This window comes from Lysinibacillus sp. DFXJR4, from assembly GCF_057196045.1.
The window spans coordinates 175,170-200,516 of record NZ_JBXUNW010000004.1; the positions used below are offsets into that span (position 1 = coordinate 175,170).

20 protein-coding genes are annotated in these 25,347 nt (G+C 37.4%); 5 read left to right on the forward strand and 15 right to left on the reverse strand.

Annotation, left to right across the window (positions count from 1 at the left end; genetic code table 11):
- Window positions 1-30: 30 nt before the first annotated feature.
- Window positions 31-924, reverse strand: coding sequence for a DMT family transporter (locus tag AC2CGN_RS12230; RefSeq protein ID WP_429980134.1), 894 nt, complete (start codon window positions 922-924; stop codon window positions 31-33).
- 186 nt (window positions 925-1,110) lie between these two features.
- Between AC2CGN_RS12230 and AC2CGN_RS12235 the strand changes: the two genes are divergently transcribed.
- Window positions 1,111-3,132, forward strand: a complete 2,022-nt coding sequence (locus tag AC2CGN_RS12235) for an EAL domain-containing protein (protein ID WP_429989189.1) — start codon at window positions 1,111-1,113, stop codon at window positions 3,130-3,132.
- Window positions 3,133-3,185: 53 nt separating this feature from the next.
- Here AC2CGN_RS12235 and AC2CGN_RS12240 read toward each other — a convergent pair whose 3' ends face one another.
- A complete protein-coding gene (locus AC2CGN_RS12240) occupies window positions 3,186-3,653 on the reverse strand; it encodes a threonine/serine exporter family protein (RefSeq protein WP_286924139.1) in 468 nt (155 codons plus the stop codon).
- Between the two features lie 20 nt (window positions 3,654-3,673).
- Entirely contained in the window at window positions 3,674-4,426 is a 753-nt protein-coding gene (locus tag AC2CGN_RS12245) for a threonine/serine exporter family protein (protein WP_283870598.1), read from the reverse strand.
- A 250-nt stretch (window positions 4,427-4,676) separates the two neighbouring features.
- Between AC2CGN_RS12245 and AC2CGN_RS12250 the strand changes: the two genes are divergently transcribed.
- Window positions 4,677-6,080, forward strand: coding sequence for a polysaccharide deacetylase family protein (locus AC2CGN_RS12250; protein WP_286924088.1), 1,404 nt, complete (start codon window positions 4,677-4,679; stop codon window positions 6,078-6,080).
- 77 nt (window positions 6,081-6,157) lie between these two features.
- Here AC2CGN_RS12250 and AC2CGN_RS12255 read toward each other — a convergent pair whose 3' ends face one another.
- From AC2CGN_RS12255 to AC2CGN_RS12270, 4 genes are all read right to left on the reverse strand, one after another.
- Window positions 6,158-8,260: a beta-propeller domain-containing protein gene (locus AC2CGN_RS12255; RefSeq protein ID WP_484514075.1), complete on the reverse strand. Its 2,103-nt coding sequence runs from the start codon at window positions 8,258-8,260 to the stop codon at window positions 6,158-6,160.
- Between the two features lie 127 nt (window positions 8,261-8,387).
- Complete coding sequence (locus AC2CGN_RS12260) at window positions 8,388-9,581, reverse strand: acyl-CoA dehydrogenase family protein (RefSeq protein WP_484514077.1); 1,194 nt, start codon at window positions 9,579-9,581, stop codon at window positions 8,388-8,390.
- 9 nt (window positions 9,582-9,590) lie between these two features.
- The gene (locus tag AC2CGN_RS12265) at window positions 9,591-10,763 is read right to left on the reverse strand and encodes a saccharopine dehydrogenase family protein (RefSeq protein ID WP_286926526.1); all 1,173 of its coding nucleotides are present in this window, start codon (window positions 10,761-10,763) and stop codon (window positions 9,591-9,593) included.
- A gap of 26 nt (window positions 10,764-10,789) precedes the next feature.
- Window positions 10,790-12,268, reverse strand: a complete 1,479-nt coding sequence (locus AC2CGN_RS12270; RefSeq protein WP_429986637.1) for an aldehyde dehydrogenase family protein — start codon at window positions 12,266-12,268, stop codon at window positions 10,790-10,792.
- 426 nt (window positions 12,269-12,694) lie between these two features.
- Between AC2CGN_RS12270 and AC2CGN_RS12275 the strand changes: the two genes are divergently transcribed.
- Window positions 12,695-13,495, forward strand: a complete 801-nt coding sequence (locus tag AC2CGN_RS12275; protein ID WP_484514080.1) for a TIGR00266 family protein — start codon at window positions 12,695-12,697, stop codon at window positions 13,493-13,495.
- A gap of 62 nt (window positions 13,496-13,557) precedes the next feature.
- Here the strand turns inward: AC2CGN_RS12275 and AC2CGN_RS12280 are convergent, their stop codons facing one another.
- From AC2CGN_RS12280 to AC2CGN_RS12295, 4 genes are all read right to left on the reverse strand, one after another.
- Window positions 13,558-14,520 (reverse strand): 2-hydroxyacid dehydrogenase, encoded by a 963-nt coding sequence (locus tag AC2CGN_RS12280; RefSeq protein ID WP_429980127.1) that lies wholly within the window; start codon window positions 14,518-14,520, stop codon window positions 13,558-13,560.
- A 224-nt stretch (window positions 14,521-14,744) separates the two neighbouring features.
- Window positions 14,745-16,037 (reverse strand): protoglobin domain-containing protein, encoded by a 1,293-nt coding sequence (locus tag AC2CGN_RS12285; protein ID WP_484514081.1) that lies wholly within the window; start codon window positions 16,035-16,037, stop codon window positions 14,745-14,747.
- A gap of 303 nt (window positions 16,038-16,340) precedes the next feature.
- Entirely contained in the window at window positions 16,341-17,174 is an 834-nt protein-coding gene (locus tag AC2CGN_RS12290; RefSeq protein ID WP_429980125.1) for an undecaprenyl-diphosphate phosphatase, read from the reverse strand.
- A 72-nt stretch (window positions 17,175-17,246) separates the two neighbouring features.
- On the reverse strand, window positions 17,247-18,326 hold the full coding sequence (locus AC2CGN_RS12295) for a metallophosphoesterase (protein ID WP_484514083.1): 1,080 nt from the start codon (window positions 18,324-18,326) through the stop codon (window positions 17,247-17,249).
- Between the two features lie 528 nt (window positions 18,327-18,854).
- Between AC2CGN_RS12295 and AC2CGN_RS12300 the strand changes: the two genes are divergently transcribed.
- Complete coding sequence (locus tag AC2CGN_RS12300; protein WP_429980124.1) at window positions 18,855-20,003, forward strand: acyl-CoA dehydrogenase family protein; 1,149 nt, start codon at window positions 18,855-18,857, stop codon at window positions 20,001-20,003.
- A gap of 34 nt (window positions 20,004-20,037) precedes the next feature.
- Here AC2CGN_RS12300 and AC2CGN_RS12305 read toward each other — a convergent pair whose 3' ends face one another.
- Genes AC2CGN_RS12305 through AC2CGN_RS12315 form a run of 3 tightly spaced genes read right to left on the reverse strand, consistent with a single transcriptional unit; the run spans window position 20,038 to window position 23,071 of the window.
- Complete coding sequence (locus AC2CGN_RS12305; protein ID WP_429988522.1) at window positions 20,038-22,230, reverse strand: histidine kinase dimerization/phospho-acceptor domain-containing protein; 2,193 nt, start codon at window positions 22,228-22,230, stop codon at window positions 20,038-20,040.
- 15 nt (window positions 22,231-22,245) lie between these two features.
- Entirely contained in the window at window positions 22,246-22,401 is a 156-nt protein-coding gene (locus tag AC2CGN_RS12310) for a hypothetical protein (RefSeq protein WP_286926535.1), read from the reverse strand.
- Window positions 22,379-23,071 carry a response regulator transcription factor gene (locus AC2CGN_RS12315; protein WP_283870585.1) on the reverse strand — a complete coding sequence of 231 codons (693 nt, stop codon included), beginning with the start codon at window positions 23,069-23,071 and terminating at the stop codon, window positions 22,379-22,381. The genes AC2CGN_RS12310 and AC2CGN_RS12315 overlap by 23 nt, the downstream gene beginning before the upstream one ends.
- A gap of 682 nt (window positions 23,072-23,753) precedes the next feature.
- On the opposite strand from AC2CGN_RS12315, the gene AC2CGN_RS12320 reads away from it, so the two are divergent.
- Window positions 23,754-23,984 carry a MerR family transcriptional regulator gene (locus AC2CGN_RS12320; protein ID WP_283870584.1) on the forward strand — a complete coding sequence of 77 codons (231 nt, stop codon included), beginning with the start codon at window positions 23,754-23,756 and terminating at the stop codon, window positions 23,982-23,984.
- 309 nt (window positions 23,985-24,293) lie between these two features.
- Here the strand turns inward: AC2CGN_RS12320 and AC2CGN_RS12325 are convergent, their stop codons facing one another.
- Entirely contained in the window at window positions 24,294-25,280 is a 987-nt protein-coding gene (locus AC2CGN_RS12325; RefSeq protein ID WP_286926539.1) for a homoserine dehydrogenase, read from the reverse strand.
- Window positions 25,281-25,347: the final 67 nt, after the last annotated feature.

Below are 25,347 nucleotides of genomic sequence, written 5' to 3' on the forward strand. Positions count from 1 at the left end.
TAGTAATAAACACCTGGCTAGATAATACTTTTATGCTTTTTCTCCGGCTACAGAAAGCCAGGTTACACAAACAAGCATAACAAACACACCAACTAATTGCCAAAAGCCTAAAGTTGTACCAAACACAATGACTGAAATAGCCATAGCTGTTAAGGGCTCTATACTAGATAGTACGCTAGTTTCAACCGCCGTAATATATCTCATACTACTTAAAAACAGCACAAAAGCTACTGTTCCAAAGAATATGAGTGCTAGCATTAACCCAACTATCTTCATATCAGTGAAGACAAGCCATAAATTGGACTGCCATACACGGCCAATTACCCCCAATGTTCCTCCTCCTATTAGCATCCCCCAGCCAACAACGAGTAGAACGTTCCACTCTTTCATCAGACGGGCTGGATACAAAGTGTAGAAGGCAAACGTTAGACCAACAGCTACTCCCCACAATAAGGCTTTATTACTAACTAACAAAGCATCAAATGAAGCGTTCGTTAGTAGGAGAAAAAGACCTATAAGTGTACCAATAATCCCTAACACTTGATATTTAGGGGGCCATTTCTTTAAACTAAGGGAGACATAAGCAACAACAAAAATCGGTGCTAAAAACTGTAATAGGGTTGCTAATACTGCATTACTCGCATTAATTGCCGCCACAAAGGCAAACTGCACACCCAACATTCCGGCGATACCAAATATAATAAGCTGTCTACTCCACAGTTTTTGCTGCCAAATACCGAAAATATCTTTTCCTGTTAACAATAAATATGTAAGCAAAAGTATACCTGCAACTGTTAAACGAATTGTTAACATAAAAGACACTGTTAGTGGTGTATGGCTAAGTAACCATTCCATTAAAGGCCCGGTTGCACCCCATAACATCGAGCCAGTAACGATAAATATTATTCCTTTTAAACGTTCCATACAATTCCTGCTTCCTATATACGTACTAAAAAATGTTATTTTTCTTCAAAACTTTTCTTGCATTTCACTAGAAAAGTCCTAATATTTTTCATCATCAAATATTTACAAATATATTCATAATGACTAATTCCCGATAATTAACTATAATATTAGTATATATTGATTACCCAAGGAGATCGAATAATCATGAGTCATATGCATAAATCATTTACGATTGATGAACATTATTTAAATTCACTTCCTTTTCCTGCAATTGTCGTGAATCAAGATGGACAAGCAATTATTTTTGGAAAACCTGCTGAACAACTATTTGGTATTTCAGCGACTGATATTAAAGGAAATACTACTCCATTCATACACGAAAATCTACTACGTGAGTTATCATACGAGACGTTTCAGGCTATCTTACACAATGATGAAAGTACGTATATTGATAAAGTTCAAGTAGTCACATTTACAAATGAAAAGATCACTACAGCATTGCTTGCTAAACCATTTATAGAGCAAGGAGAGCCTTATATTCTTCTGTTATTTATGTTGCCGGAATTAATGATTAATTCTGTGTCAAATAGCGGTACTCTCATTAATTTAAAGCAAGGGTTAGACGCATCATTTATGACCGTTACACTTGATCATGATGGTTTTATTTTAGAATGTAATGCTGAATTTCTAAAGACAAGTCAGTGGACTCCAAAGCGCGTCATCGGCAAAACATTTTGGCAACTATTCCCTGACAATGAGGCGAGTGAAAAGATTACAAACACTATTTGGCGTAATTTAAACAATGGTCATACGTGGCAAGGTGAGGTTGAAAAAATTACGAAAACAGGTCAATCTTATTGGGTACTTCTAACAGCTATCCCAACGTTTAGCCTAGAAACAAATGAACAACAATTTATATTAATCGAGAAGGATATCACGAAATCAAAGACTATCCAACACCAATTGGAAAAAATTGCTTATATCGATACTGAAACAGGTCTTATGAATGCACATCGACTTGAAAAAGTAATTTCCAATATGATTGAGGATGAGAGACACTTTTCTTTTGTCTATTTAAGTATCGATAAATTTTATACATTAAAAGAGCTACATGATCAGCAAATCGATCAAAGCCTTATTGTAGAATTTACAAACCGTATAAAAATGTATTTCCAAGATAGTACAATGGCACGCATTAATGAAAATGATTTTGTTGTCATCACACCTTTAAGTGAATGGTTTATCCAAGGTTTCCTGTCCTATCTACAGCAGCATCCAATTTATAGCAGCAATATTGCTGTACCGATTTCTATTAGCGGTGGTATTACAAGATTCCCGGAAGATCAAACAACATTCTCTCAACTAATGAAAGCATCTATAGCAACTATTTCTAATGTTCGTGAGGCAGGCGGCGATAAAATTGTCTCATTATCTAAAGCTACTCATAAGGCATTAAATCGAAAAGCTTTAATTGAAAAACGTTTACTTCAGGCTCTAGATCAAAAGAATTTGAAAGTATTATATCAGCCCCAAATCGATGTTTATTCTGGTAAAATCACAGCTGTAGAGGCATTAGTCCGTTGGGAGGATGAGGTAATCGGTGTTGTAGCTCCTGATGAGCTTATTCCAATTGCTGAGGAAACTGGTCTCATTAACAATATTGGTTCCTTTATGCTAGAAAAAGCTTGCGAGCAGGCATTAATTTGGAAAAAAGCTGGCCTAGACATGAAAGTATCTATAAACTCTTCCGTTCGCGAATTCCGTGATAAAAATATGGCAAAATCAATTCTGGAAAAGCTAACTAAAACGGGCTGCCCTGCCAGTCTCATCCAAATTGAAATTACAGAAAAGTTTGCCCTAGAGGCAGAGGCTGCTAGCTTCATTACTCAGCAAATGCGTAAGTTAGAGAACGAGGGAATTTCCTTTATTCTAGATGACTTTGGTACTGGATACGGCTCATTCAGATACATGCAAATTTTACCGATAGATACATTAAAAATTGATAAAACATTTACAAGCTCCTTACTAAAATCTGAAAAGACACAAAAGCTAATGCACGGCATGGTGCAGCTTGGAAAATCAATGGAACTTAAGGTTGTAGCAGAGGGTGTTGAAACAGCAGAGCAAGCAGACCTATTAATTACTTATGGCTGTGACGCTATCCAAGGCTATTATATTAGTAAGCCTGCTACTCCAGAGGAAATTGAAGCATTGCTTGTAAAATAGAAAAATAAAAGGGGCTCCGTTAGAGAAATTTTCAAACGCAGCCTCCTTTTATTTTATTTTTTATAGACTTTTTGTAATTTTGCTTTACTTGAACGAATCGACCTGAATATTAATTGCATAAATACCTCTGCAAAAACAAGACCCATAACGATAGCTCCTGTAATTAAAAATGCTTTTAACCCATACTGTAGACCTTGTAAGTAATCATCCTCTACAACGTTCCTCATGGCATTATAGGCCATACCACCTGGCACTAATGGGATGATCCCACCTACTATAAAAATAATCATCGGCATTTTAAAACGCCGCGCATATAAATGAGCAACTATCGCAATGACAAATGATCCGAAGAAAGAGGCATTGACGACGTCCATTCCTTTTTCTGTTAAAAGATAATAGATGATCCAGCCAATAACTCCAACAAGGCCGCAATGAAGTAGTGTTTTTCTAGGTACATTAAAAATAACAGCAATCCCAGCAGTGGCAAAGAAACTAACAACTAATTGAATGATAATATCCATCATATGCTATTGTGCGCCTCCTAAAATGCTAGAGTGACAGCAATTGCTGCACCAATGGCAAAGGCTGTTAGAAAGGCCTCTGCCCCCTTTGCCATCCCTGACATAAAATGACCTGCCATTAAATCACGCACTGCATTTGTAATCAATATACCTGGTACAAGTGGCATGACAGAGCTAATGATAATTTTATCAAGCTCTGTTCCGAAGCTATACTTGACTGCAAAGAAGGCAACAAAGCCGATTACGAGTGATGCTGTAAATTCTGAGAAAAACTTTACTTTGGTTAAATTATTTATCATGACAAGCACTAAAAAGCCTAGTCCCCCCGCTAAACAAGCAATCGGAAAATCAGCCCATCCACCCTTAAACATAATAAGAAAACACCCACTTGCAAGAGCCGCTGCTATGACTTGTAAATAGGTTGGTAAAAAATAATTTGTTTTTTGTATCGACTTTAACTCGTCATAAGCCTCTTCTAATGTTATCATGTGAGATGTGAGTCTCCGAGATACTGAATTTACCAAGGCTATTTTTTGTAAATCTGTAATCCTATTGGAAATTGATGTGATTCTCGTTGGCTGTGTCTTGCCTAACGAAAAAATGATCCCAGTTGGTGTGGCATAACACTGCGCATCAAGCATATTTTGAGAATGTGCCATGCGTAGCATCGTATCCTCCACACGGTATGTTTCTGCACCACTTTCAATCATAATACGCCCTGCAAGCAATAAGCAGTCAATCGTAAATTCATTATCCGCTTCATGTAAAACCATTACAGCTATCTGCCTCCTTCAAAAGGTTCCTTGCCAATAGTATCGAACTGCCCAAAAAAACTCAACTGAAATTTCAATTATTAATTCTATACTTTGGCTGTAATATGCTGATTAAAGCAAATTGATTTTATATGAAAACAAATTTCCCATAAATTGATAGCAAAACTTTGTAGATTCGTATAACTTTTTCAATGGCTAACACGTCTGATTGTATAGAAAAATAATTTAGGAAAGGAGCGTATCCATAAAAATGCCGGAACGCAGAAGAAGACGCGGCCCGATGATTGATTTTCTATTAATCGGCCTCATTATTACATTAACAACTATTATTTTAGTTATTATCCTATCAAAGGATGACTTTAAGTTTCAAAAAATTAGTGCCTCAAAAGAGACAGAATCAGTACCTAGTAATTTATCCACAGAAAGCTCTGCGTTTCCAGGTATACGTATTGTAACAGACGTTTCTAATGATAAACAAACACCTTTTGCTATTCATTATCCACAGACTGACAATAAAGCATTTAATGAAGCCGTTTTACAGTACATATCGGATTCAAAAGAAACCTATTTGTCATCAATGAAAAAAAATAAAAACAAAGAGGCTATGGGCGAGCTTAACATTAGTTTAGAAACATTCCCGTATCGTGAGCACTATTACTCCTTTGTACTAACAAAAATGGTGTACTTAGGTGGGGCAAATCATGAGGTATCAACTAAGACATTTTTCATCAATAACGAAACAGGCGAACAAATTACCATTAAAACATTACTGCAAGGCGATGAAAACAACTTAGCTTCATTGGCAGCTCAAGTACGTAAAGATTTACAGCAAAATCTTCAATTAAAGGATGATCTCTTTACAGATGAGCTAGAAAAAGCAACAGAGCCTAAATGGTCTAACTTCAATCGCTTCTCCATTGTAGAGGATTCGTTACAATTCTATTTCGATGAGTACGAGATTGCTAGTGGAGCAGCAGGTGCACCAATAGTGAAGCTTCCTCTTTCGCTAATTAACCCATTGTTAGCCTCTGATTTTCAAATTGCTATGGAGACTATAAAACCTACGAAACCAACTAACACAGGTGATTCCAATACAAAACGTATCGCCTTAACTTTTGACGATGGTCCACATCCAAAGGTCACTGAACAAATATTAGATACACTTGATAAATACCATGCAAAAGCTACTTTCTTTATGCTTGGTGGTCGTGTACAGTATTACCCTGATATTGCTAAGGATGTACTTGCTCGTGGCCATGAAATAGGTAACCATACATGGAACCATCCTGTATTAACAAAGCTTTCACAAGAGCAGGTATTGAAGCAGTACACATCAACTTCTGCAGAACTAAAGAAAGCAATTAATCAAGATGCTACTGTATTTCGACCTCCATACGGGGCAACAAACGATGCTATTAACGGGCAAATACCAATTCCTGTTGTACTATGGACGATTGACACATTAGACTGGAAGCATCGTAATGCACAGCAACTATTACCGTATGTAAAAAATAATCTACACAATAATGCCATTGTTTTAATGCATGATATTCATCAATCAACTGCCGATGGACTGGATGCCGTACTTGCCTATTTACAGGGGCAAGGCTATGAATTTGTAACAGTCTCAGAGATTCTTCCCTATCGTCAATAAATAACCCTTCAAGTACTACTTGTATCCAAAAAAAGTAAAAGTCCAATAAACTAAAATTAAGTTTATTGGACTTTTTTTTATTTTATTATTAGCTTATCTAACGGTTGGAAGTCTTTTAATTGATAGCTCTTCACCTCTTTGTGAGCTACTGTATAGAGTGCATCTCCTATATATACAACACGCTGTACAAGCTGATCCCAATTTTCATATGGCTCATCTGTGCTTTCTTCAATGATATTGCCTTTTAGCACGATTCCTTTATCTGCTGTAATTTCATAGATTTGAGCTCCCTGACCTTTGTAAACAATTTCATCGCCCTTTCCTGCCTCATAAAGGACAACTGGGAAGCCAAAATAATTGTATTCCTTATTGCGGAACAATGCCTTAGGATTATATTGAACATCCGAATAAGAACCTTTACCACCGATTTTTACTGATGATTGTTCTTTTGGATTCTTGAAATCTGAAACATCAAACAATGACATTTTCATATTAGTTGTTACTGTAAAATTTCTTTTTGAAAAAGTATCATAGCGTTGCTCTGTATCATAGCCAATTCCGATTAAATGGGTTTCATCTAATGGATGCAAGTAATTACTAAAGCCTGGGATTTTCAATTCTCCGAGAACAGTTGGCTTTTGAGGATTTGCTACATCAATCACGAATAACGGATCGACTTGCTTAAATGTCACCACATACGCTTTTTCACCCATGAAGCGTGCTGAATACACTTTTTCTCCTGGGGCTAAGTCTTTAACCGTGCCAAGCTCTTTTAAATTTTTATCTAAAATAAAGAGATGACTACGTGAAATATTTTTTTCATCCCACGTATTTCCTTCAGTTGTTACAATACGGAAATTACCCTTGTACTCATCCATTGAATATTGATTTAACACAGTTCCCTTTACTTCCGTGTTACCTACAAAATTCATGGTAGTGCCATCAACATTCCATTTAAAGATTTGTGTATTTGTTGCTCTTGGCATCCAAATCCTCATATCCATAATGCGGTTTTCAGCAGGAACGACTGCACTGCCATCATAGACAGGTGTTGTAAGATAAAGTGCATCCTCTGACATATACAGACCGCTACTACCGCCCAAATAACCTTTTGTATTGGCAGTTGCCTTTGCACCATTCTTTAAATCTAGAGCTGTTATTAAGCTATATGTTCCATCCAGGGTATTTGGTAAAATAGATATTTTCTCAAGAGGTAGGCTTTGGAATTCCTTCGTTCCTCTACTATCATATGTTTTTGGCTTTAAATCAATGGTTTTGTTATCTCGAAGCGCCCAATAATTTGGAAACATGTTCCCAATTAAATATAATGTGTCATTGGTAATACGAATATCCTGTAAATATCCCTCTTGCCCTACTTCACGTAAAAATTTGGGGCTCTTAGGATTTGAGATATCATACAAAGTAGCTGTTGACATGCTCGTGCCTGCTTTTTCTAAATATTTATCCCCAATTGCAATTAACAAATGATCGTATAAAGCAAGCTTTGAAATATATTTTGAATCTTCTATTTTTAGAGTCGCTGCTAATGCTAAATTTTTTGGATTGGTTGCATCTACCACTGTAATACTATGTTCTTTTACAGAATAAATAAAACCATCCTTTACAACGACTAAATCACCTTCTTCAACCCCCTCTACTTGATTGTTTGTCATAGAAGAATTACTGCTTACACTTGGGCTATCTGCCTTGTTTGCCATTTCTCTACTTGAATCATATTTTACTTCCTTATCTGGATTAGCTAAAAGAGTGTCAAAATACTGCTGTAACTCTCTCTCAGATTTTACTGCTTCCAGTTTTTCAATAATGGTAAAAGAAATTACTTGTGAGGCTGCTTTCGGTCCATCAAGTACAAAAGCGTCCTTCTGAACATGTAGTTTATAATTACCAGGTGCTAAATCATTAACAATTAATGTCTTTTTATCTTCTCCTAGTGTGATAGCTGCTTCTACCTTTTGATCCTTACTATTTGTAACGTAAACAGTATCTTCTGTTATCTTGCTTTCTTTCAAGGCTTTCGTAAAAGTTGCTTGCCAGCTTTTAGTGGTCATACTAACATTAGCTGCTTTTGCTTCAACAGTTGGGGCCATCGTCAACGTAATGATCCCAGGTAAAATGGCGAGTACGGCAATAACCAAAATTGCTATCCATTTATTTTTCATCTTTTTTCCTCTCTTTCATATGTTTATCAATTAGACTGCTGGAAAGTTGGAAAGTTACATTTTTCAGAAATTTTTTTTATTCTATTATTACTCCATAAGAAAAACGAGAGGAAGACTCTCCTCTCGTTTATTCATGAAAAGGCCATGGTGGCAGCATTTTACCTAAGGGTTTATCCTGACGTCTCCCTAATACATAATCAGCCTGCACAATAGTATGAATTTCACGTGTGCCTTCATAAATAACAGGTGCTTTGGAGTTACGTAAATAACGCGCAACTGGATATTCATCTGAATAACCATAGGCACCATGAATTTGCACCGCATCATCTGCTGCTTTATTAGCAAAATCACAGGCCTGCCATTTTGCAAGAGATGTCTCTCTCGTATTTCGAACACCTTTGTTTTTTAGTTCACCAACACGATAGACAAGTAGACGACTCATTTGATAGCCTGCCTCCATTTTGGCAATCATTTGCCCTACTAGCTGATGTTCACCAATAGGCTTACCAAATGTTTCACGTTCATGACAATATTTCACACTTGCTTCAAGGCATGCTTGAATGAGTCCCACAGCACCAGCAGCTACGGTGAAACGACCATTATCAAGAGCAGACATGGCAATTTTAAAGCCCTCGCCCTCTTCTCCTAGTCGATTCTCTACTGGTACACGTAAATCTTCAAAAAAGAGCTCACCAGTATTACCAGCACGAATACCATATTTCCCCTTAATAGCCTTCGAGGTAAAGCCAGCCATTGATCGCTCTATAATAAATGCACTAATACCGTGATGTTTTTTTGATTTGTCTGTATAGGCAAAAACAATAAAATGATCAGCTATATCACATAAGGAGATCCATGTTTTTTGCCCATTTATAACATAAAAATCTCCATCACGTACAGCAGTCGTTGACATTGCCGCTACATCTGATCCAGCTCCAGGCTCTGTTAGACCAAATGCCCCAATTCGAACACCCTTTGCCTGTGGAACAAGGTATTGTTGCTTCTGCTCCTCTGTCCCCCACTGCATTAAGGTCATACTATTCAAGCCCGTATGAACAGAAACTGCTGTTCGAAATGCCGTATCTCCTCTTTCGAGTTCCTCACAAACAATAGCAAGTGCATTATAATCCATACCACTACCACCGTATTTTTCAGGAACGCAAACGCCCATTAAGCCAAGCTCAGCAAGTCTTGACCAAATCTTTGCATCAAAGCCTCCTGTTGCATCCCACTTTGCAATATTAGGTATGATTTCATCATCTACAAATTGTCGAACGGTTTTTCGTAATAGCTCCTGCTCAGTGGTAAAGTCAAAATTCATGGTCGACACCTACCATTTCACAATCATTGCAGATTTATGGGATGTCTCTTTTATGACAACACCACGTTTTGCCATCTCTTCTATATACGTATCTCCTGGAACAATTGATTCAGGCGCAAATACACCGCGCTCTGTGATATTCCCTTCACCAATCATTTGCGCAACTACAGAAATTGTATTAGCCGTTGCACGAGCCATAGCTGTTTCATTTATTGTCATATCTTTTCTAACGACCATCTCGTACTCATATGTTACTTGCTGCTGTTCCTTTTCCCCAGCAACAATGACGCGCAACAGTACAGCATCCGGTTTTGTACCAAGCTCAAGCTTCTTTTTAAGTGCCTCTCGCACAACTGCTCGAACAGGCACTTCTTGATTATCTACCTCTACCTTATTTGTAGAATCAAGGAATCCTAAATCAGCTAATAGCTTAAATTTCTCTGCGTGCCCCTTATAACGAATTGTTTTGTACTCTAATGTGCGGACATTAGGGAATGTCTTATACAGCGTGGAAATTCCACCCGATGTATAAAATGCCTCTAGCACACCAAAATCGTCAAAATAAATAGGTTCGACACCTGATAAAGATGGAACTTCCTTAAGCTTTCCTTTTTGAATGGCTTTTGAAGGCTCTGTATAATGATCAAAAACCCCATCTAAAGAAAATACTCGCGTGTAATGAAGAGGTGGCTTCGGCTCTGTTGGAATACCTCCCACAAATAGCTTAATAGATTCGACTTCATCTAATTTTGATGCACCATAGCCCGCTAAGATATTGACCATTCCAGGAGCAACGCCCAGATCAGGAATAATTGTTACGCCTTTAGCTTTTGCGTCTTCATGAAGATCTAGAATTTTTTCCGTTACCCCACCGATATGTCCACCTAAATCCACGGAATGTACGCCAGCCTCAATTGCTGCTCTTGCTACACGTTCATTAAAGGAATAGAAAAGAGCATTTACGACCACATCGCCTTTAGATATGACATCCATTAAAGATTCATCGCTCTCTGCATGAAGCTCCACTACCTCAACCTTATCTGTATTTAACGTGTTCACAAAATCCTGTGCCACCCCTACATCAATGTCCCCTAAGATTACACGTTCTACTTTATTATTTTTAATTAAATCACGAGCTACCTCTTTTCCCATTAAACCTGCACCTAATACAACAACCTTCATCAAGAACATCCCCTTTCGTTGATCTGTTACTCTGTATCGATTTGTGCTCTTTGTAATTTACCGCTATAGTCTACATAAATACTTTTCCATTCAGTATAAACATCTAAGGCAGCTACTCCTGAGTCACGGTGACCATTCCCCGTACCTTTCGTGCCTCCAAATGGTAAATGGATTTCTGCCCCTGTTGTGCCTGCATTCACATAAACAATCCCTGTGTCTAAATCTCGCTGGGCGCGGAAAATTGTATTCACATTCTGTGAGAAAATTGAGCTGGATAAGCCAAATTTCACGCTATTGTTTACTTCAATCGCTTCCTCTAAACTTGCTACTTCGATTATTGAAACGACAGGACCAAAGATTTCCTCCTGTGCAATAATCATGTCTGGCTTAACATTAGTAAACAGTGTTGGCTCATAATAAAATCCTTTATCATAGGGTGTTTCGTTTAATATTCTGCCACCTGCTAACAATGTCGCTCCTTCTTGTTTACCGATTTGCACATAGTGATTGATTTTTTCTAATGCTGCTTTATTAATTACTGGTCCTATTTTCACCTGCTCATCTAGACCGTTCCCGATTGTTAACTTTTGCATTTCGTCCAATAGACGTTTTTCTAGTTCTTCTCTTACATCTTTATGCACAATCACTCGACTACATGCTGTACATCTTTGACCAGCTGTACCAAATGCACTCCATAAAATCCCTTCTGTAGCCAGCTGTAAATCAGCATCGTCCATAACAATTACGGCATTTTTGCCACCCATCTCTAGTGAAATCTTTTTCAGATGCCTTCCTCCCAGCTCCGCTACTTTACTTCCTGTAGTTGTTGAGCCAGTAAATGAAATGACCTTAACATCTGGATGCTCAATTAAGGCTGTTCCTACTGTTGGGCCACTGCCAAATACAATATTTGCTACCCCGTGCGGTAGACCGATTTCTTCAAAAATTTTACCCATTTCATAGGCCATCATCGGTGTCTCATTAGAAGGCTTCCAAATAAATGTATTGCCTGCAACAATAGCAGGGAATGATTTCCATGTTGCTATTGCCACCGGGAAATTCCAAGGAGTAATTAAGCCGACAACCCCTATAGGTGCCCGGACACTCATTGCAAATTTATTAGCAAGTTCAGACGGTGTTGTTTCCCCAAACAATCTTCGACCCTCACCAGCCATATAATAAGCCATATCTATCCCTTCTTGTACCTCACCTCTAGCCTCTTCAATTACCTTTCCCATCTCTTTCGTTAAAACGGTCGCCAAATATTCCTTCTTCTCTTTCATTTTTTGACCGATTGCATATAAATAATCAGCACGTTTAGGCGCGGGTACTAATGCCCAATTTTTTTGTGCCTGCTTAGCAAACGCTACCGCTTCATTTACCTCATTTACTGTGGAACGCGGAATAGTTGCTAGCTCCTCTCCATTCGCAGGGTTAGTCACTGCTATACTTTGTAAATGGGAATGTGTTACCCATTCACCACCGATAAAGTTTTTGATTTCCAATACTCACACCCCCTGAAGTAATCTAGATGCCTCGGCTACGTTGCTAAATCGTTACATCGCATGCAGGTATTATCTATCATTCTATTTAATCAATATTAAATATGTCAAAATTCCGAATTTTCAACAAACATCTCTCCTACTTAGCAACATCGGTGACAACCGCCAGAGGCCTTATTTTCCTTTAGCTTACTTCCGCAGAAAAGACATTACTAAACCTTTCACAGAAGGTACCTTTTGTAATCATTATATTAACAATCACTTAGGCACTTGACTAAATGAAAATAAATAATACACATTCTAGTTTTTTATATTCGACATTTTCTATGTTATTCCCTTTTTTTCTAAAATAATTAATTTTGCAATGAAACTAATGTCCCTTATAATCGTATACAGTAACAACAAAATTACTTTTGGAGGAATCCTATTATGAATAATCATGAAATTGACTACCAAATTTTTGGCGACGACATGCAATACGTAGAAGTTGAGCTTGACCCTCAAGAAACAGTAGTAGCTGAAGCAGGAGCCTTAATGATGATGGATGATGCAATCCATATGGAAACAATTTTTGGTGATGGCTCAAAAGGAAGCCAAAATAGTGGCATTATGGGAAAACTACTCGGTGCAGGTAAACGACTTATTACTGGTGAAAGCTTATTTATGACAACATTTACGAATGCTGGTTCAGGCAAACGTCATGTCTATTTCGCTTCTCCGTATCCAGGAAAAATCATCCCAATGGATTTAAGTCAATTAAACGGAAAAATTATTTGTCAAAAGGATGCATTTTTAGCTGCTGCCAAAGGCGTTTCAGTTGGTGTCGAATTCCAGAAAAAAATTGGTGTAGGATTCTTCGGTGGTGAAGGCTTTATTATGCAAAAGCTCGAAGGTGATGGTATGGCTTTCGTTCATGCAGGTGGAGCTATTCATGAAAAGACTCTACAACCTGATGAAGTATTACGCGTAGATACAGGATGTTTAGTCGCTATGACATCTAATGTGGACTACAATATCGAAATGGTCGGTGGCGTAAAAACGGCATTATTTGGTGGTGAAGGTATCTTCTTCGCAACTTTAAAGGGGCCCGGTAAAGTATGGATTCAATCATTGCCATTCAGCCGTTTAGCAAGTCGCGTCTTCGCAGCAGCCCCAATTTCACAAGGCGGTGGCGGTCAATCTAAAGGTGAAGGCGGCATTGGTGGTTTATTTGATTTATTTAATAGATAATACCTATGTAAAAGGAACACATCTAACGACGATGTGCTCCTTTTTATTTTACTTAGGTATCATTAATCGATTCTATTCGAAACAGCCTTGCCCTGTCCATAAGCAGTAAGTGCCTTCACGTTCAGCATAAACATAGCTGTTCTTGTCTCGAGCGATGCACTCCCGATATGTGGAAGTGCCACAACATTTGGTAGCGTTAATAACGGATGATCCAGTGCAATAGGCTCATGCTCAAAAACATCTAACCCTGCTGCCCATAGCTTACCATTTTTCAGTGTATGATAGAGGGCATCTTCATCAATAATGCCCCCACGTGATGCATTGATTAACACTGCGTCATCCTTCATTAAGGCAAGCTCCTCTGCCCCGATAAGACCCACAGTATCACTATTATATGGCGTCATAATGACAACAAAATCTGATAGCTTTAAAAGCTCCTCTAATGAAGCATACTTAAATCCATACATTTCCTCTGCCTCATGACGACGTCTTCGATTATTATATAAAATCTTCATATCAAAGCCTTTTGCACGTCTCGCCACCGCCTGACCAATACGCCCCATTCCAATAATTCCAATAGTAGCGGCGGACACATCTTTTCCCACTAATTGCATTGGATACCAGCTTTTCCATTTACCCTCCCGTAAATATCGTTCACTTTCTGGAATTCTTCTTGCCGTTGCAAGCAATAAGCCAAATACTAAATCTGCTGTGGTATTTGTTAAGACTCCAGGGGTATTAGTTGCCATTATGCCACGTTTGCGTAATGCTTTAACATCAATATTATTAAAGCCAACAGCTAAGTTTGTTACTAATTTAAGATTGGGTGCGTGCGATAACAATTCTTCATCCACTTGATCTTCAATAGTGACCCACAGTACCTCGCAATCGGTAACAGCCGTCAATAATTTTTCCCGTGGTATAACCGCTTCTTCCTCCTCCCATTGTTCGATTTCGTAATATTCTTGTAATGGTTCCACAATATGCACAGGAAACTTACGTGTAATAAATAATTTCTTTTTCATTTTCCGATCACCCCTCTTTTTAATTCCCCAATTCGCCTATAGCGTAACACTTAGTACACGCATTTTCTAGGTAATTCTTGTCTTCGCTAATTTGCTTACGCGTTCTTTCTTTCTGACTATTATTTCATCCGTCTATAAAAGGTTCCATCCTTCTAAAAAGCTGTTTTATCGAATCCAAGAACATTAAAAAACTATGCAAGACATCATGCATAGTTTTAACATATTTAAAAATCTCTTATTGTTGTATCTAATCGATTGGCTACTTTTTCTAATTCCTCAGAAGATTCACCAATCGTTTCGATAATAGTAGCTAATTCTGTTATTTGTCGTCCAACATTTTGGAAATTGGTAATAGAGCCCTCTACTGAGCCGGATATTGCATCAAATGCCTTTAAAGATTCTGCATTTTGTTCCATACTATTATTCACTAGCTCTTGGATCTCCTGTATTGCATGGACTACTTGATTTGTTATCCCATTAGACATTTTTATTAGATCAGCAATTCGCTCCACTGAATGTCTGGTTTGATCTGCAAGCTTTCGTACCTCATTTGCAACAACAGCAAAACCTTTTCCATGCTCACCAGCACGCGCAGCCTCAATCGCAGAATTCAATGCAAGTAAATTTGTTTGACCAGAAATACTTTTAACTATTTCGACAACATCATTAATTTTAGAGGAAGACTTATCTAATTCTCCTACCATTCCTGCCATATCAACTGTCTTATGATGAATTTTTCCAGTTTGCTCATTCATCAAAACTATTTTGGAATAACCTTCATTGGATACTTTTTGCATTGTTTTCGCTTCTTTAATACTGTCCTTCAAATAATCATTAACTTCCTTAGCACTAAAAATAAGTTCCGTAACGGTCTCGTTCGTGCTATGGGATTGAGTTTCTAGTTGTGTGGAAATCCCGCCAATTATTTCCTTAACATGTGCGCGCACACTATTTCGATGCTCTTCCATCAATATATTTGCATAATTATCATATTCCTCTAAAACAATTTGCTGCTCTAAATTACAAATTTTACTAATAGCTTCACAAAATTTTTCTTCCTCGCCCTTTGATAACTGAAGCTCATAAACTATTTTTCTTAATGATTTTTCAAGATTTTGAAAGGCGGCTAAATACCATTTAGGATATAGATTAATCTTTACATGCATTTTTGCCACACGTCTTCTCTTCTCCACAAAGGCTTCATCAATACGCCCTTCAAACATTTCTATAATATGATGGCGTAATGTTTGGCGTAAACGTTCGCTGGAGCTATGCTTTTGAATTACCTCAAGTAAGGCTGGCACACCTTCTACAGCTTGATAAAATGCTGCCACTACCTCTACGACATTGCGTTCGATATAAGGCTTTAAACTCCTAATCAACCGTAAATCCTGTCTAGTCAGATTTATAAGATTTATTTGTAACAAACGTTCCTGATCTTGAATAATAACCCCTATACTTGATTCATTACTAATTTCAATTGTATTTTTCTTAGGCCTATTTCCAATATGAAACATTCTCTCCACCTCATGCATATGTTCTTGGCCATACTATATCTATCCTACTAACCATCATCTAAAAGTAACAAGTATCCAGTTTACATCTGCATCTATTATAAGGTCTAATCCATAAAAGTTACAATATATAGGTAAATTCTGTCCGTTTTCGAGTTAATTACCCATTTAATTTAAGAATATCGAGGTCTTTTTTACTGTGTATTAGTCATCTTTTTCGATTCTATCCTAAATTTTTTACATAAGCACGGTTAAATTGACATAAAAAAGCCACTCATCTTTTTAAAAGAAGAGTGACTATCTAATTTACATAAAAAGAATAACGGCTAATACAGCTGCTAACACTAAGCGGTAAATAGCAAATGGCATCAGTTTCACTTTAGAAATGAGCGCTAAAAAGAATTTAATTGAAAGTAATGCAAAGACAAATGAACTAACAAAGCCTACTACATAGAAGCCTAAATAATCCATAGATAACGTATCCCAGTTTTTCAATACAGAGACTAGGCTAGCTCCAGCCATAATTGGTACTGCCATAATAAAAGTAAAATCTGCTGCTACACGGTGACTCATACCAAATAGTACACCACCAGAAATTGTTGCACCAGAGCGGGAGAACCCTGGCCACAGTGATAAACATTGGACTAGACCTACTTTAAATGCTAAGCCGTAAGAGATTTTATCCAGCGAATCCACTTTTGGTCTTTTTGGAGCAAGCTTATCTGCAGCAATCATTAAAAGTGCCCCAGCCACTAATGCATAAATAACATGCTCTACTTTAAATAAATGATCATCAATAAAATCTTTAAAGGCAAAACCTAACACAACTGCTGGCAACATCCCTACGATTACATGCAATAAGTTGAAGTGCCCCTTTACAGATGTTGTTTGCCCATCAATTTTATAAAGTCCAACAAGATTTAACATTCGCTTCCACATTACAACGACGACGGCTAAAATGGACCCTAATTGTACAACAATTTTAAACGTATTAGCGGGATACATCCCTAAAAATTCCTCTGTTTTTAACCACATATCGTCTACTATAATCATATGACCTGTCGATGAAACAGGCGCAAACTCTGTCATACCCTCTACAAAGCCTAAAATAAGTGCCTTTACTAACTCTATGATTTCCACGTTGTCACCTTACCTTTTTTTGAATATAACTGTTTATCATTGATTAGAACCTCAAATAGCTACTGCTATAGGTTATTGTAAATGTATATCCACTACCCATAGTTCTGAACGGCTACCTATCCTCATAGGGGGGCCCCAAAAGCCAAAACCTGATGAAACAAGTGTATGCATTTGCTCCTTCATCTTATAACCGTAATCCAGCTCAAATACTCGAGATGTTATATACTGATTAGGCCAAAGCTGACCTTTATGTGTATGTCCTGACATATGAAAGTCTACACCCAAATCTGCAGGTGTTTTTAAATCATTTGGCGTATGATTCATTACAAACCATGGCAGATCATCTGTTAACATCAAGGCATCAAGTTGTTTTCTTTCCTTGTTAGTCAAATCCTCTTGACCAGTTACTATTAACGTATTATCAATCAGAATAGTTTCATCTCGTAAAATTTTCACATGGGCTTTCTCCATCTCTTCCACAAACTCAGGGATTTTCTTGCCGTAATATTCGTGATTGCCCAGTACACCATACACGCCATATGTAGTAGTTAGCTGCTTCATCACATCAGCCATCCCCTCATTTACAAACCATTTAGGATCATCATCCACTATATCTCCAACTAAAAAAACAATATCTGGTTTTGCCTCATTCGATAATGTAACAAAGCGCTCTAAATGTTTTTTATGTGAAAGAACACCTAAATGAAAATCCGATGCCACAACAACTCTCAACGTATCTAACTCACTAGTCTTTTTCTCCATCGTGAACTCTAAATGACGGACTACAGGTGAATATGCTAAATAGGAACCAACAATGCTTAGTACAAACAACACAGCAATTGCTATACTACCAATTATCTGCACATTTTTAAAGGGGCTTAACCAAATTACAAGATGTGCTGTTAAACAAATCAATAATCCGTATTCAAAAATGAACATCCAGTAATTGCCTATTACAGAGAATGTTTTTAAAGATTCGTGTAGTCTTCCGAAAACAATGCTAAAAGCAGCAATAAACAGTACTAACCAATAGAGTATGGGATATCGAAACCATCCCAGTGAAACAAGCCACTGCTTCAATCCCCACCCTATGTAAAATGTGAATGCACTATAAAGACTTAATAGAAGAATTCCACTGATTACTTTTGGCATGCCCTAGTCCTCTACTTTCATTTATTCTTAACTGATTATAGCATTATCTTTACCATTCATATTTTAATAAGCACTTATAATCAATTACTCCAACGTTGACATTATCCACCAAATCTTAGGCCAACATAATGTTGGTCACTCAGGCGTTTTCACAGGATGTGAAGATCTTAAAGTTCCTCTATTTCAGCGGGCGTACAAACGAACGCTGAATAAGAAAGGAAATCATATTCATCTCGTGGCCTTTAGTGGCGGAACATATTTTATACCTAATGTTCGCTTTCGCACGATAGAGATCAGCTAAGTCAAAATAAACTTCTAGAGAAAATGAGTGTCTATTGCCAATTAAATTGTACCTATGTCTATCTACTTTTTCTCACGTTTTACATGACAATTTCATGGGATTAGTGACATTTTCGTCATCTTTCATGAATTACTCAATAAAATATAGCACTTTCACATTTTTTCCAGTATTATAACAAACAAGAAAGTAAATTTACGTATTTACTAGCTAAAAGGGGTGTTATTCAAATGACAAGGTATAAATTTGAATCAGCAGAGCATGAGTTATTCCGTAAAACTATACGTAAGTTTTTAGCAGAGGAAGCCGATCCACACTATGAACAATGGGAAAAAGATCACCTCATACCACTTAGCTTTTGGCAAAAGCTTGGAGAAATGGGCTATCTATGTCCCCAGGTAGAAGAACAATTTGGCGGTCTTGGATTAGATTTTAGCTTTGGTGTCATTATTCAAGAGGAGCTGGAAAGAATAGGCTCCAGTCTTATTGGCATTGGTCTGCATAATGATATTGTCGTGCCCTACATCGAAGCATATGGCACACAAGAGCAGAAAGCACGCTGGTTGCCTAAATGTGTTACAGGTGATTATATAACTGCCATTGCAATGACGGAACCAGGAGCAGGGTCCGATTTGGCAAATATTCAAACAACAGCTATTCGCGACGGTGATCATTATGTTGTGAATGGGCAAAAAACATTTATCACAAATGGCATTCATACAAATTTAGTAGTTGTTGCAGTGAAAACGAATCCTCAGGCTGAAAAAAAGCATCATGGCATAAGCCTTTTAGTCATCGAGGGTGGCACAGCAGGTTTCATAAAAGGGCGTAAACTTGATAAGGTTGGGATGCATGCACAGGATACAGCCGAACTATATTTCGAGGACTGTCGAGTGCCTGTAGAAAACCTTCTTGGTGAAGAGGGAAAAGGCTTTATCTATATGATGGAAAAGTTACAGCAGGAACGTTTAGCAGTAGCTATTGCTGCACAGACGGCCGCTGAGGATATGTTAGCCTTAACAATTGATTATGTAAAATCCAGAGAAGCATTTGGCAAATCCATTGGTCATTTTCAAAATACTCAATTTAAAATAGCCGAAATGGCCACAAAAATCGAGCTTGGTAAAGCCTTTTTAGAATCCTTAATTGAAGAACATATTGCTGGACATGATGTTGTCACAAAAGTATCAATGGCTAAATACTGGATTACCGAAAATGCACGTGAGCTTGCAATCCAATGCATGCAATTACATGGTGGCTATGGTTATATGGAAGAATATAAAATTGCTCGAAGGTACCGAGATATCCCTGTTATGTCCATCTATGCGGGAACCAATGAAGTCATGAAAGTAATTATAGCTAAAAACTTAGGCTTATAAAAAAACAGCGGCAAACTACTTGCCGCTGTTTTAACTATACTGCTGGAATACGAACGATGACCTTAAATAAATCACCATCTACATCTATACTCATTCGAGCATCATGAAGATCAACGATGGATTGAGCGATTGCTAAGCCCAGCCCTGAGCCCTCCGTATGTCGGGAAGCATCTGCTCGTTTAAATCGTTCAAATAACTCCTCAGCATCCTCGCTAATTTCATATTTAGCTACATTTTTTACCGTAAATTCAGCATCACCATCTGCTGTACGTTTCAATGTTACATAAACCCTTGTACCTTCTAATGCATATTTTAATACATTGACAATTAAATTATCGATTAGCCTCCACCATTTTTGCCCATCGACATAAGCATATAATGGTTCATTCGGTTTTGTAATTCGTAAATCTAGATGAGCTTGTACTAAATCTTCCTCATGTTCCCCTACTGCCTGCTGTATTAACTGTGATAAATCAACTCTACTTCGATGAAGCTCGATATTGCCACTTGCCATTTTCGAAACCTCAAAAAGATCCTCTATTAGAACTTTTAAACGCTCTGATTTTTTATCTAGTATATGAATGTATTGTTTGCGTTCTTCCTCTGTAATGTCAGGATTTTTTAGTAAATCGGTATAGGTAATAATGGATGTCAGTGGTGTTCGCAAATCATGACTAACATTCGTAATAAGCTCTGTTTTTAAACGCTCACTTTTTGCCTGCTCATGCATAGATGTACGAACACCTTCTCTTAAATGATTAAGATTTTCTGCATGCTCCTTAAGTGGTGATTTGCCTATTACCTTGACATCACGGTTTAAGCGCCCCTCTGCCATATCCTTAGTATCCTTCATAATTCTGTTTAAATAGCCCATTCTAGATAAGAAAATAACAAGGGACGGAACCCCTATAATTGTACAAATACCCAGAACTAGTACTGGGAATCTACTACCCATTAAAATGGAAGCAACAAGGCTACCACCACCGAAAAATGCTGCACTAATCATGACAATAGAATGTAGTGCGATGGATCGATTGATAAATAAATCAGTCATCGAATCCCCTAATGCCCATAAATAGCTTGACTTTAAATTCCCCTCTAATTTCTTGGCTGTATTCACCCGATCGTACAACCATATCAGCTGGACATAGAACAAAATACCAACAATAAAGAGTACCCCTACTTTAAATAAAAAATCGAGTACATAGCTTACATAATTATTTTGGTAGTGATATTCGATGGATTCTAAGGTAATTTCTGATGCCGCCCAATATATACAGCCAGATATAAACAAAATGATTAACTGAAAATCAATTTTCATCCTAGCAAGGGCTTCTTTTTCCTTGATACCCTGTACCACCTGTAGCACTTCTTTGCGCCCTTTCCATGCAAAAACAGCTGCTAAAATACCTGTTATCCAAATAAAGAAGAAAATATACTGATTTCGTGTAAACTGCTCATAGCCTTCCATAATGCCTGCTAATTGAGCTAATTTTTTAGAAATCGTAATAGTACCCGTGTAGTCAGTAGTTTCTCTTAAAGTCTCTGTTTCAACACTAGTATCTGTTCGATAAAAAATATGACTTAAATTATCACTAATATTCCAGGTAGTTAATGGATGCTGTGGGGTATATCTTATTTTATAGGCACTGCTTTCAGAAACATCACCTGAACGATATATTTCACCTGTATCTGTGTTTGTTAATTCATAGGACCAATAATTATAGTTTTTCACAAAACTTTTTGCTTCATCTTTTGCTGCCTTTATATATTGATCAATGACTTCTTCTTTTTGAGCAAGAATTTTTTTTCGGACATGCTCATCATCCTCAAAATTAGCTGTAATATCTTTTATCTTTTCATCACGTTCTTTTTCAAGCTTTGTTTTTAAATCCGTTGCATTCACATTGGTAGCTTCCTGAATGCGACTCTCATATTGAGCCTTTATATTATCGATCTGTTCTCCTAATGACCCATAATAATTGCGGTGATCTTCTATTTCACCTTGCGTAACCTCTATTTTACTTTTTAAATCGTCAGCAGTTGGTAAATTCAACACTAATGGCCCTAGCTGTGATTGAAAATTATCAATTTCATGCTGAAAATTTTCAGATTGAAAATAAGATTTTCCAATATATTGATACCCTACCCTAGAGAATGTAAATATACTGAAAATCGCCCAAATTAAACACAAAAGTGCAAGAAGGGTTCTCCATTTTTTCAACATGTTGCACACTCCCCTCTAAAAAATTCTTTCAAGAAATTGTAGTACCTCAGAAGAGCGAGCATTTACCATTTGATAGGCATAGATACCAAAATAAATTAACCCAATAACTCCTGCTACGAAACCAATTATTGTTACATATTGTTCAATTTTATTTTTCCATTTTATAGCCAACGCCCCATACCACCTTTAAATAGCGTGGATTTTTCGGATCTGCTTCAATTTTTTCACGTATTTTTCGAATATGAACAGCCACAATATTCTCTGCATTATAGGCTTCTTCATTCCAAACACGCTCATAAATTTCCCGAATTGAAAACACACGCCCTACATTTTTCATTAATAATTCCGTAATTTTATATTCAATTGGTGTTAATCGAACTGGTTCTCCTTCTAAAATTACTTCTTTAGCATCTTCATCTAATACCAGTCCATCAATTTCTATTTTTGTTGCCCCTTCATTGTACGTCCCAAGCTGTACATAACGACGAAGCTGTGATTTTACACGTGCCAGTAGCTCTAAAGGATGGAAAGGCTTTGTGACATAATCATCTGCACCAACAGATAATCCATGGATTTTGTCACCATCCTCTGCCTTAGCACTAAGCATAATAATTGGAATATTGCGCTCTTCTCTAATTTTAAATGTTGCTGTTATGCCATCCATATTGGGCATCATAATATCTAAAATAATTAAATGTACTTCATTGTTGTTTAGCTTTTCAAGTGCTTCTAAACCATCAGCAGCTTTTATTACATTATAGCCCTCATTTTTTAAATAGATTTCAATACCATCACGAATATCTTGATCATCGTCTGTTACAAGAACTGTTAGTTTCGTCATGATATACACCTCGCTCTCAATTAATATTGTACCGTTTAAATCTTAAAAACCACTTATTATAAAAATGAAGAATTTCTTAAGCTTTTAATGAATAATCCTCCACCAATTGTAGAACAAATCGTTATATGCCAATAATAAAGTAGTCAGAAGGACAAAAAATGAAAATATCATAAATAGCTCCTCCCCCATCGAAAACATCATCACCTTTAATAATACAGATTTATCCAAAATCAAACAATTACCATTTTTAAATCCTATGTGATGAATATGCTTTTCTTAGAAAAGGACGTTATAATAAAAGCGATCAATTATACTCCAGCGTAATTGCGTTCAGATTTTTTTCGAGCTTGATCGCAAAGCTCCTCTTCAAAATTTGTACACCCACCAGGGGCACGGTGTTGGTACTCAGGCGTTTTCACGGAATGTAAAGATCTTAGCTTGATTTCCTCTATTTCAGTGGGCTTTTTTATACTCACTGAAAAGAAATATCCTGTTACTATGAGTGGAAGCATCTTTACTTGTCACTTCGCTTTCGCACAGTAAAGATTTGTTGCTGTCGCTTCGCTTTCGCACAGTAAGGATTTGTTGCTGTCGCTTCGCTTTCGCACAGTAAGGATTTGTTGCTGTCGCTTCGCTTTCGCACAGTAAAGATTTGCTGAATTAAGATAAAAGGGGCGAAAATATGTATAAAACAGTTGAAGAAACAGCGATAGATCTTGGCATGTCTGAAGATCAAATTCTACGGTTAGTCTACGAGGGACGTATTCGATCTGTATATGATGGAGACCAAATTTTAATTAATAGCGGACAATTTAATACCTACTTTGATCAGTTAGAGCGTATCAAAGAAGAAATAGAGATTTGGCGTAATACTCCAATACCTGAGGATATCGATGTGAAGGACGAGGATTAACGTTGTTCAACAAGAAAAACGCAAAGTTATCAAGTAGCAATCCTTGTAACTTTGCGTTTTCTATATCAATTATGCCTCGGCATAATTGCGTCTGGAATCGTCTTGATGCTAAGGCCTGCGGGACACAGGTCTGTTATCTTATGGATGCGATTTTTTTAGGCGAACATCCTTTATTAACTCCTTTTCGATTCCGTGACATCCGCTGGAGGCTTACCTTATTTCAGCGGGTGTTTGGACACCGTCTGAAAAGTACTTAAATTCGTATTCATCTCACCACCTATAGAGGTGGGAGATATTTGTTGAAAGTAGTTAAATACTCACAAGAAATCCAGCACGCTTACCAATAATTTCAGCATAATCCTCAACCATAACACTTGCTGTAGGATACATGCCTGCACCAGGGCCTACAAGCGTCAAAGTACCGATATAGTTCGTATCTAAGGCAACAGCATTATTGACATCATCAACAGGATACAATGGATGTTCTGCGTCTACTAATAAAGGCTCTACTTTAGCTATAATCTTACCACCTGCCAGTTTTTCTACTTCTGCAACATGACGATAGCGCAGACCCTTTGCAGTTGCTTCCTTTACCTGTTCAGCAGAAATACTATCAATGCCAATCACTTCTACATCTGCCCAATCCGGTTGCTCACCGAATGCCAATGCACTTAACACCATTAATTTCTTGAAGGAATCTTGACCTGAGATATCATTATATGGATCTGCCTCTGCGTACCCTAAATTTTGCGCTTCTTTGAGTGCCATCTCAAATGACCATCCCTCTGCACGCATTTTCGTTAAAATATAGTTACAAGTTCCATTTAAAATACCCTGAATACGGCTTACGTCATTGACAAGTAAAATATTTTTCATTGTTTTAATGACAGGTACTCCGCCTGCCGTTGTCGCCTCGTAGCCTACAAAAACACCATTTGCTTTCGCAAGATCCTGTAGCTCTAAGCCTTTTTTAGCGAACATTACCTTGTTAGCAGTGATGACATGACATTTATGTTCAACTGCACGCTTTAAATACGTAAATGCTGGCTCCTCATTCACGATTGCCTCAAACACAACCTGCATGCCCGGTTCAGCTAATACATCGTCCATACTAGTAGTCATCAAATGTGCTGTGCCTGGTACGCGTTCACGGCTAGCATCTGTCACTAAAATTTTTGCTACTTCTAACTCAATGCCTAATTTATGTCTAAGCTCTTCTCGCTTTTCGTTTAATATATGGTAAATCCCTTGACCTACCGTCCCAAATCCTAAAATCGCTGCCTTTATAGTTGCCATTCCTGTTATTCCCTCCAACTTACATTCCGCAGTTTCATTATATTTAAGCGTTAGCTTCATCCGTACT

Bases quoted from the DNA above. Each gene is read 5' to 3' on its own strand.
- AC2CGN_RS12230 (WP_429980134.1), bottom strand. From the start codon at position 924: ATGGAACGTTTAAAAGGAATAATATTTATCGTTACTGGCTCGATGTTA.
- AC2CGN_RS12235 (WP_429989189.1), top strand. From the start codon at position 1,111: ATGAGTCATATGCATAAATCATTTACGATTGATGAACATTATTTAAAT.
- AC2CGN_RS12240 (WP_286924139.1), bottom strand. From the start codon at position 3,653: ATGGATATTATCATTCAATTAGTTGTTAGTTTCTTTGCCACTGCTGGG.
- AC2CGN_RS12245 (WP_283870598.1), bottom strand. From the start codon at position 4,426: ATGGTTTTACATGAAGCGGATAATGAATTTACGATTGACTGCTTATTG.
- AC2CGN_RS12250 (WP_286924088.1), top strand. From the start codon at position 4,677: ATGCCGGAACGCAGAAGAAGACGCGGCCCGATGATTGATTTTCTATTA.
- AC2CGN_RS12255 (WP_484514075.1), bottom strand. From the start codon at position 8,260: ATGAAAAATAAATGGATAGCAATTTTGGTTATTGCCGTACTCGCCATT.
- AC2CGN_RS12260 (WP_484514077.1), bottom strand. From the start codon at position 9,581: ATGAATTTTGACTTTACCACTGAGCAGGAGCTATTACGAAAAACCGTT.
- AC2CGN_RS12265 (WP_286926526.1), bottom strand. From the start codon at position 10,763: ATGAAGGTTGTTGTATTAGGTGCAGGTTTAATGGGAAAAGAGGTAGCT.
- AC2CGN_RS12275 (WP_484514080.1), top strand. From the start codon at position 12,695: ATGAATAATCATGAAATTGACTACCAAATTTTTGGCGACGACATGCAA.
- AC2CGN_RS12280 (WP_429980127.1), bottom strand. From the start codon at position 14,520: ATGAAAAAGAAATTATTTATTACACGTAAGTTTCCTGTGCATATTGTG.
- AC2CGN_RS12285 (WP_484514081.1), bottom strand. From the start codon at position 16,037: ATGTTTCATATTGGAAATAGGCCTAAGAAAAATACAATTGAAATTAGT.
- AC2CGN_RS12295 (WP_484514083.1), bottom strand. From the start codon at position 18,326: ATGCCAAAAGTAATCAGTGGAATTCTTCTATTAAGTCTTTATAGTGCA.
- AC2CGN_RS12300 (WP_429980124.1), top strand. From the start codon at position 18,855: ATGACAAGGTATAAATTTGAATCAGCAGAGCATGAGTTATTCCGTAAA.
- AC2CGN_RS12305 (WP_429988522.1), bottom strand. From the start codon at position 22,230: ATGTTGAAAAAATGGAGAACCCTTCTTGCACTTTTGTGTTTAATTTGG.
- AC2CGN_RS12315 (WP_283870585.1), bottom strand. From the start codon at position 23,071: ATGACGAAACTAACAGTTCTTGTAACAGACGATGATCAAGATATTCGT.
- AC2CGN_RS12320 (WP_283870584.1), top strand. From the start codon at position 23,754: ATGTATAAAACAGTTGAAGAAACAGCGATAGATCTTGGCATGTCTGAA.
- AC2CGN_RS12325 (WP_286926539.1), bottom strand. From the start codon at position 25,280: ATGGCAACTATAAAGGCAGCGATTTTAGGATTTGGGACGGTAGGTCAA.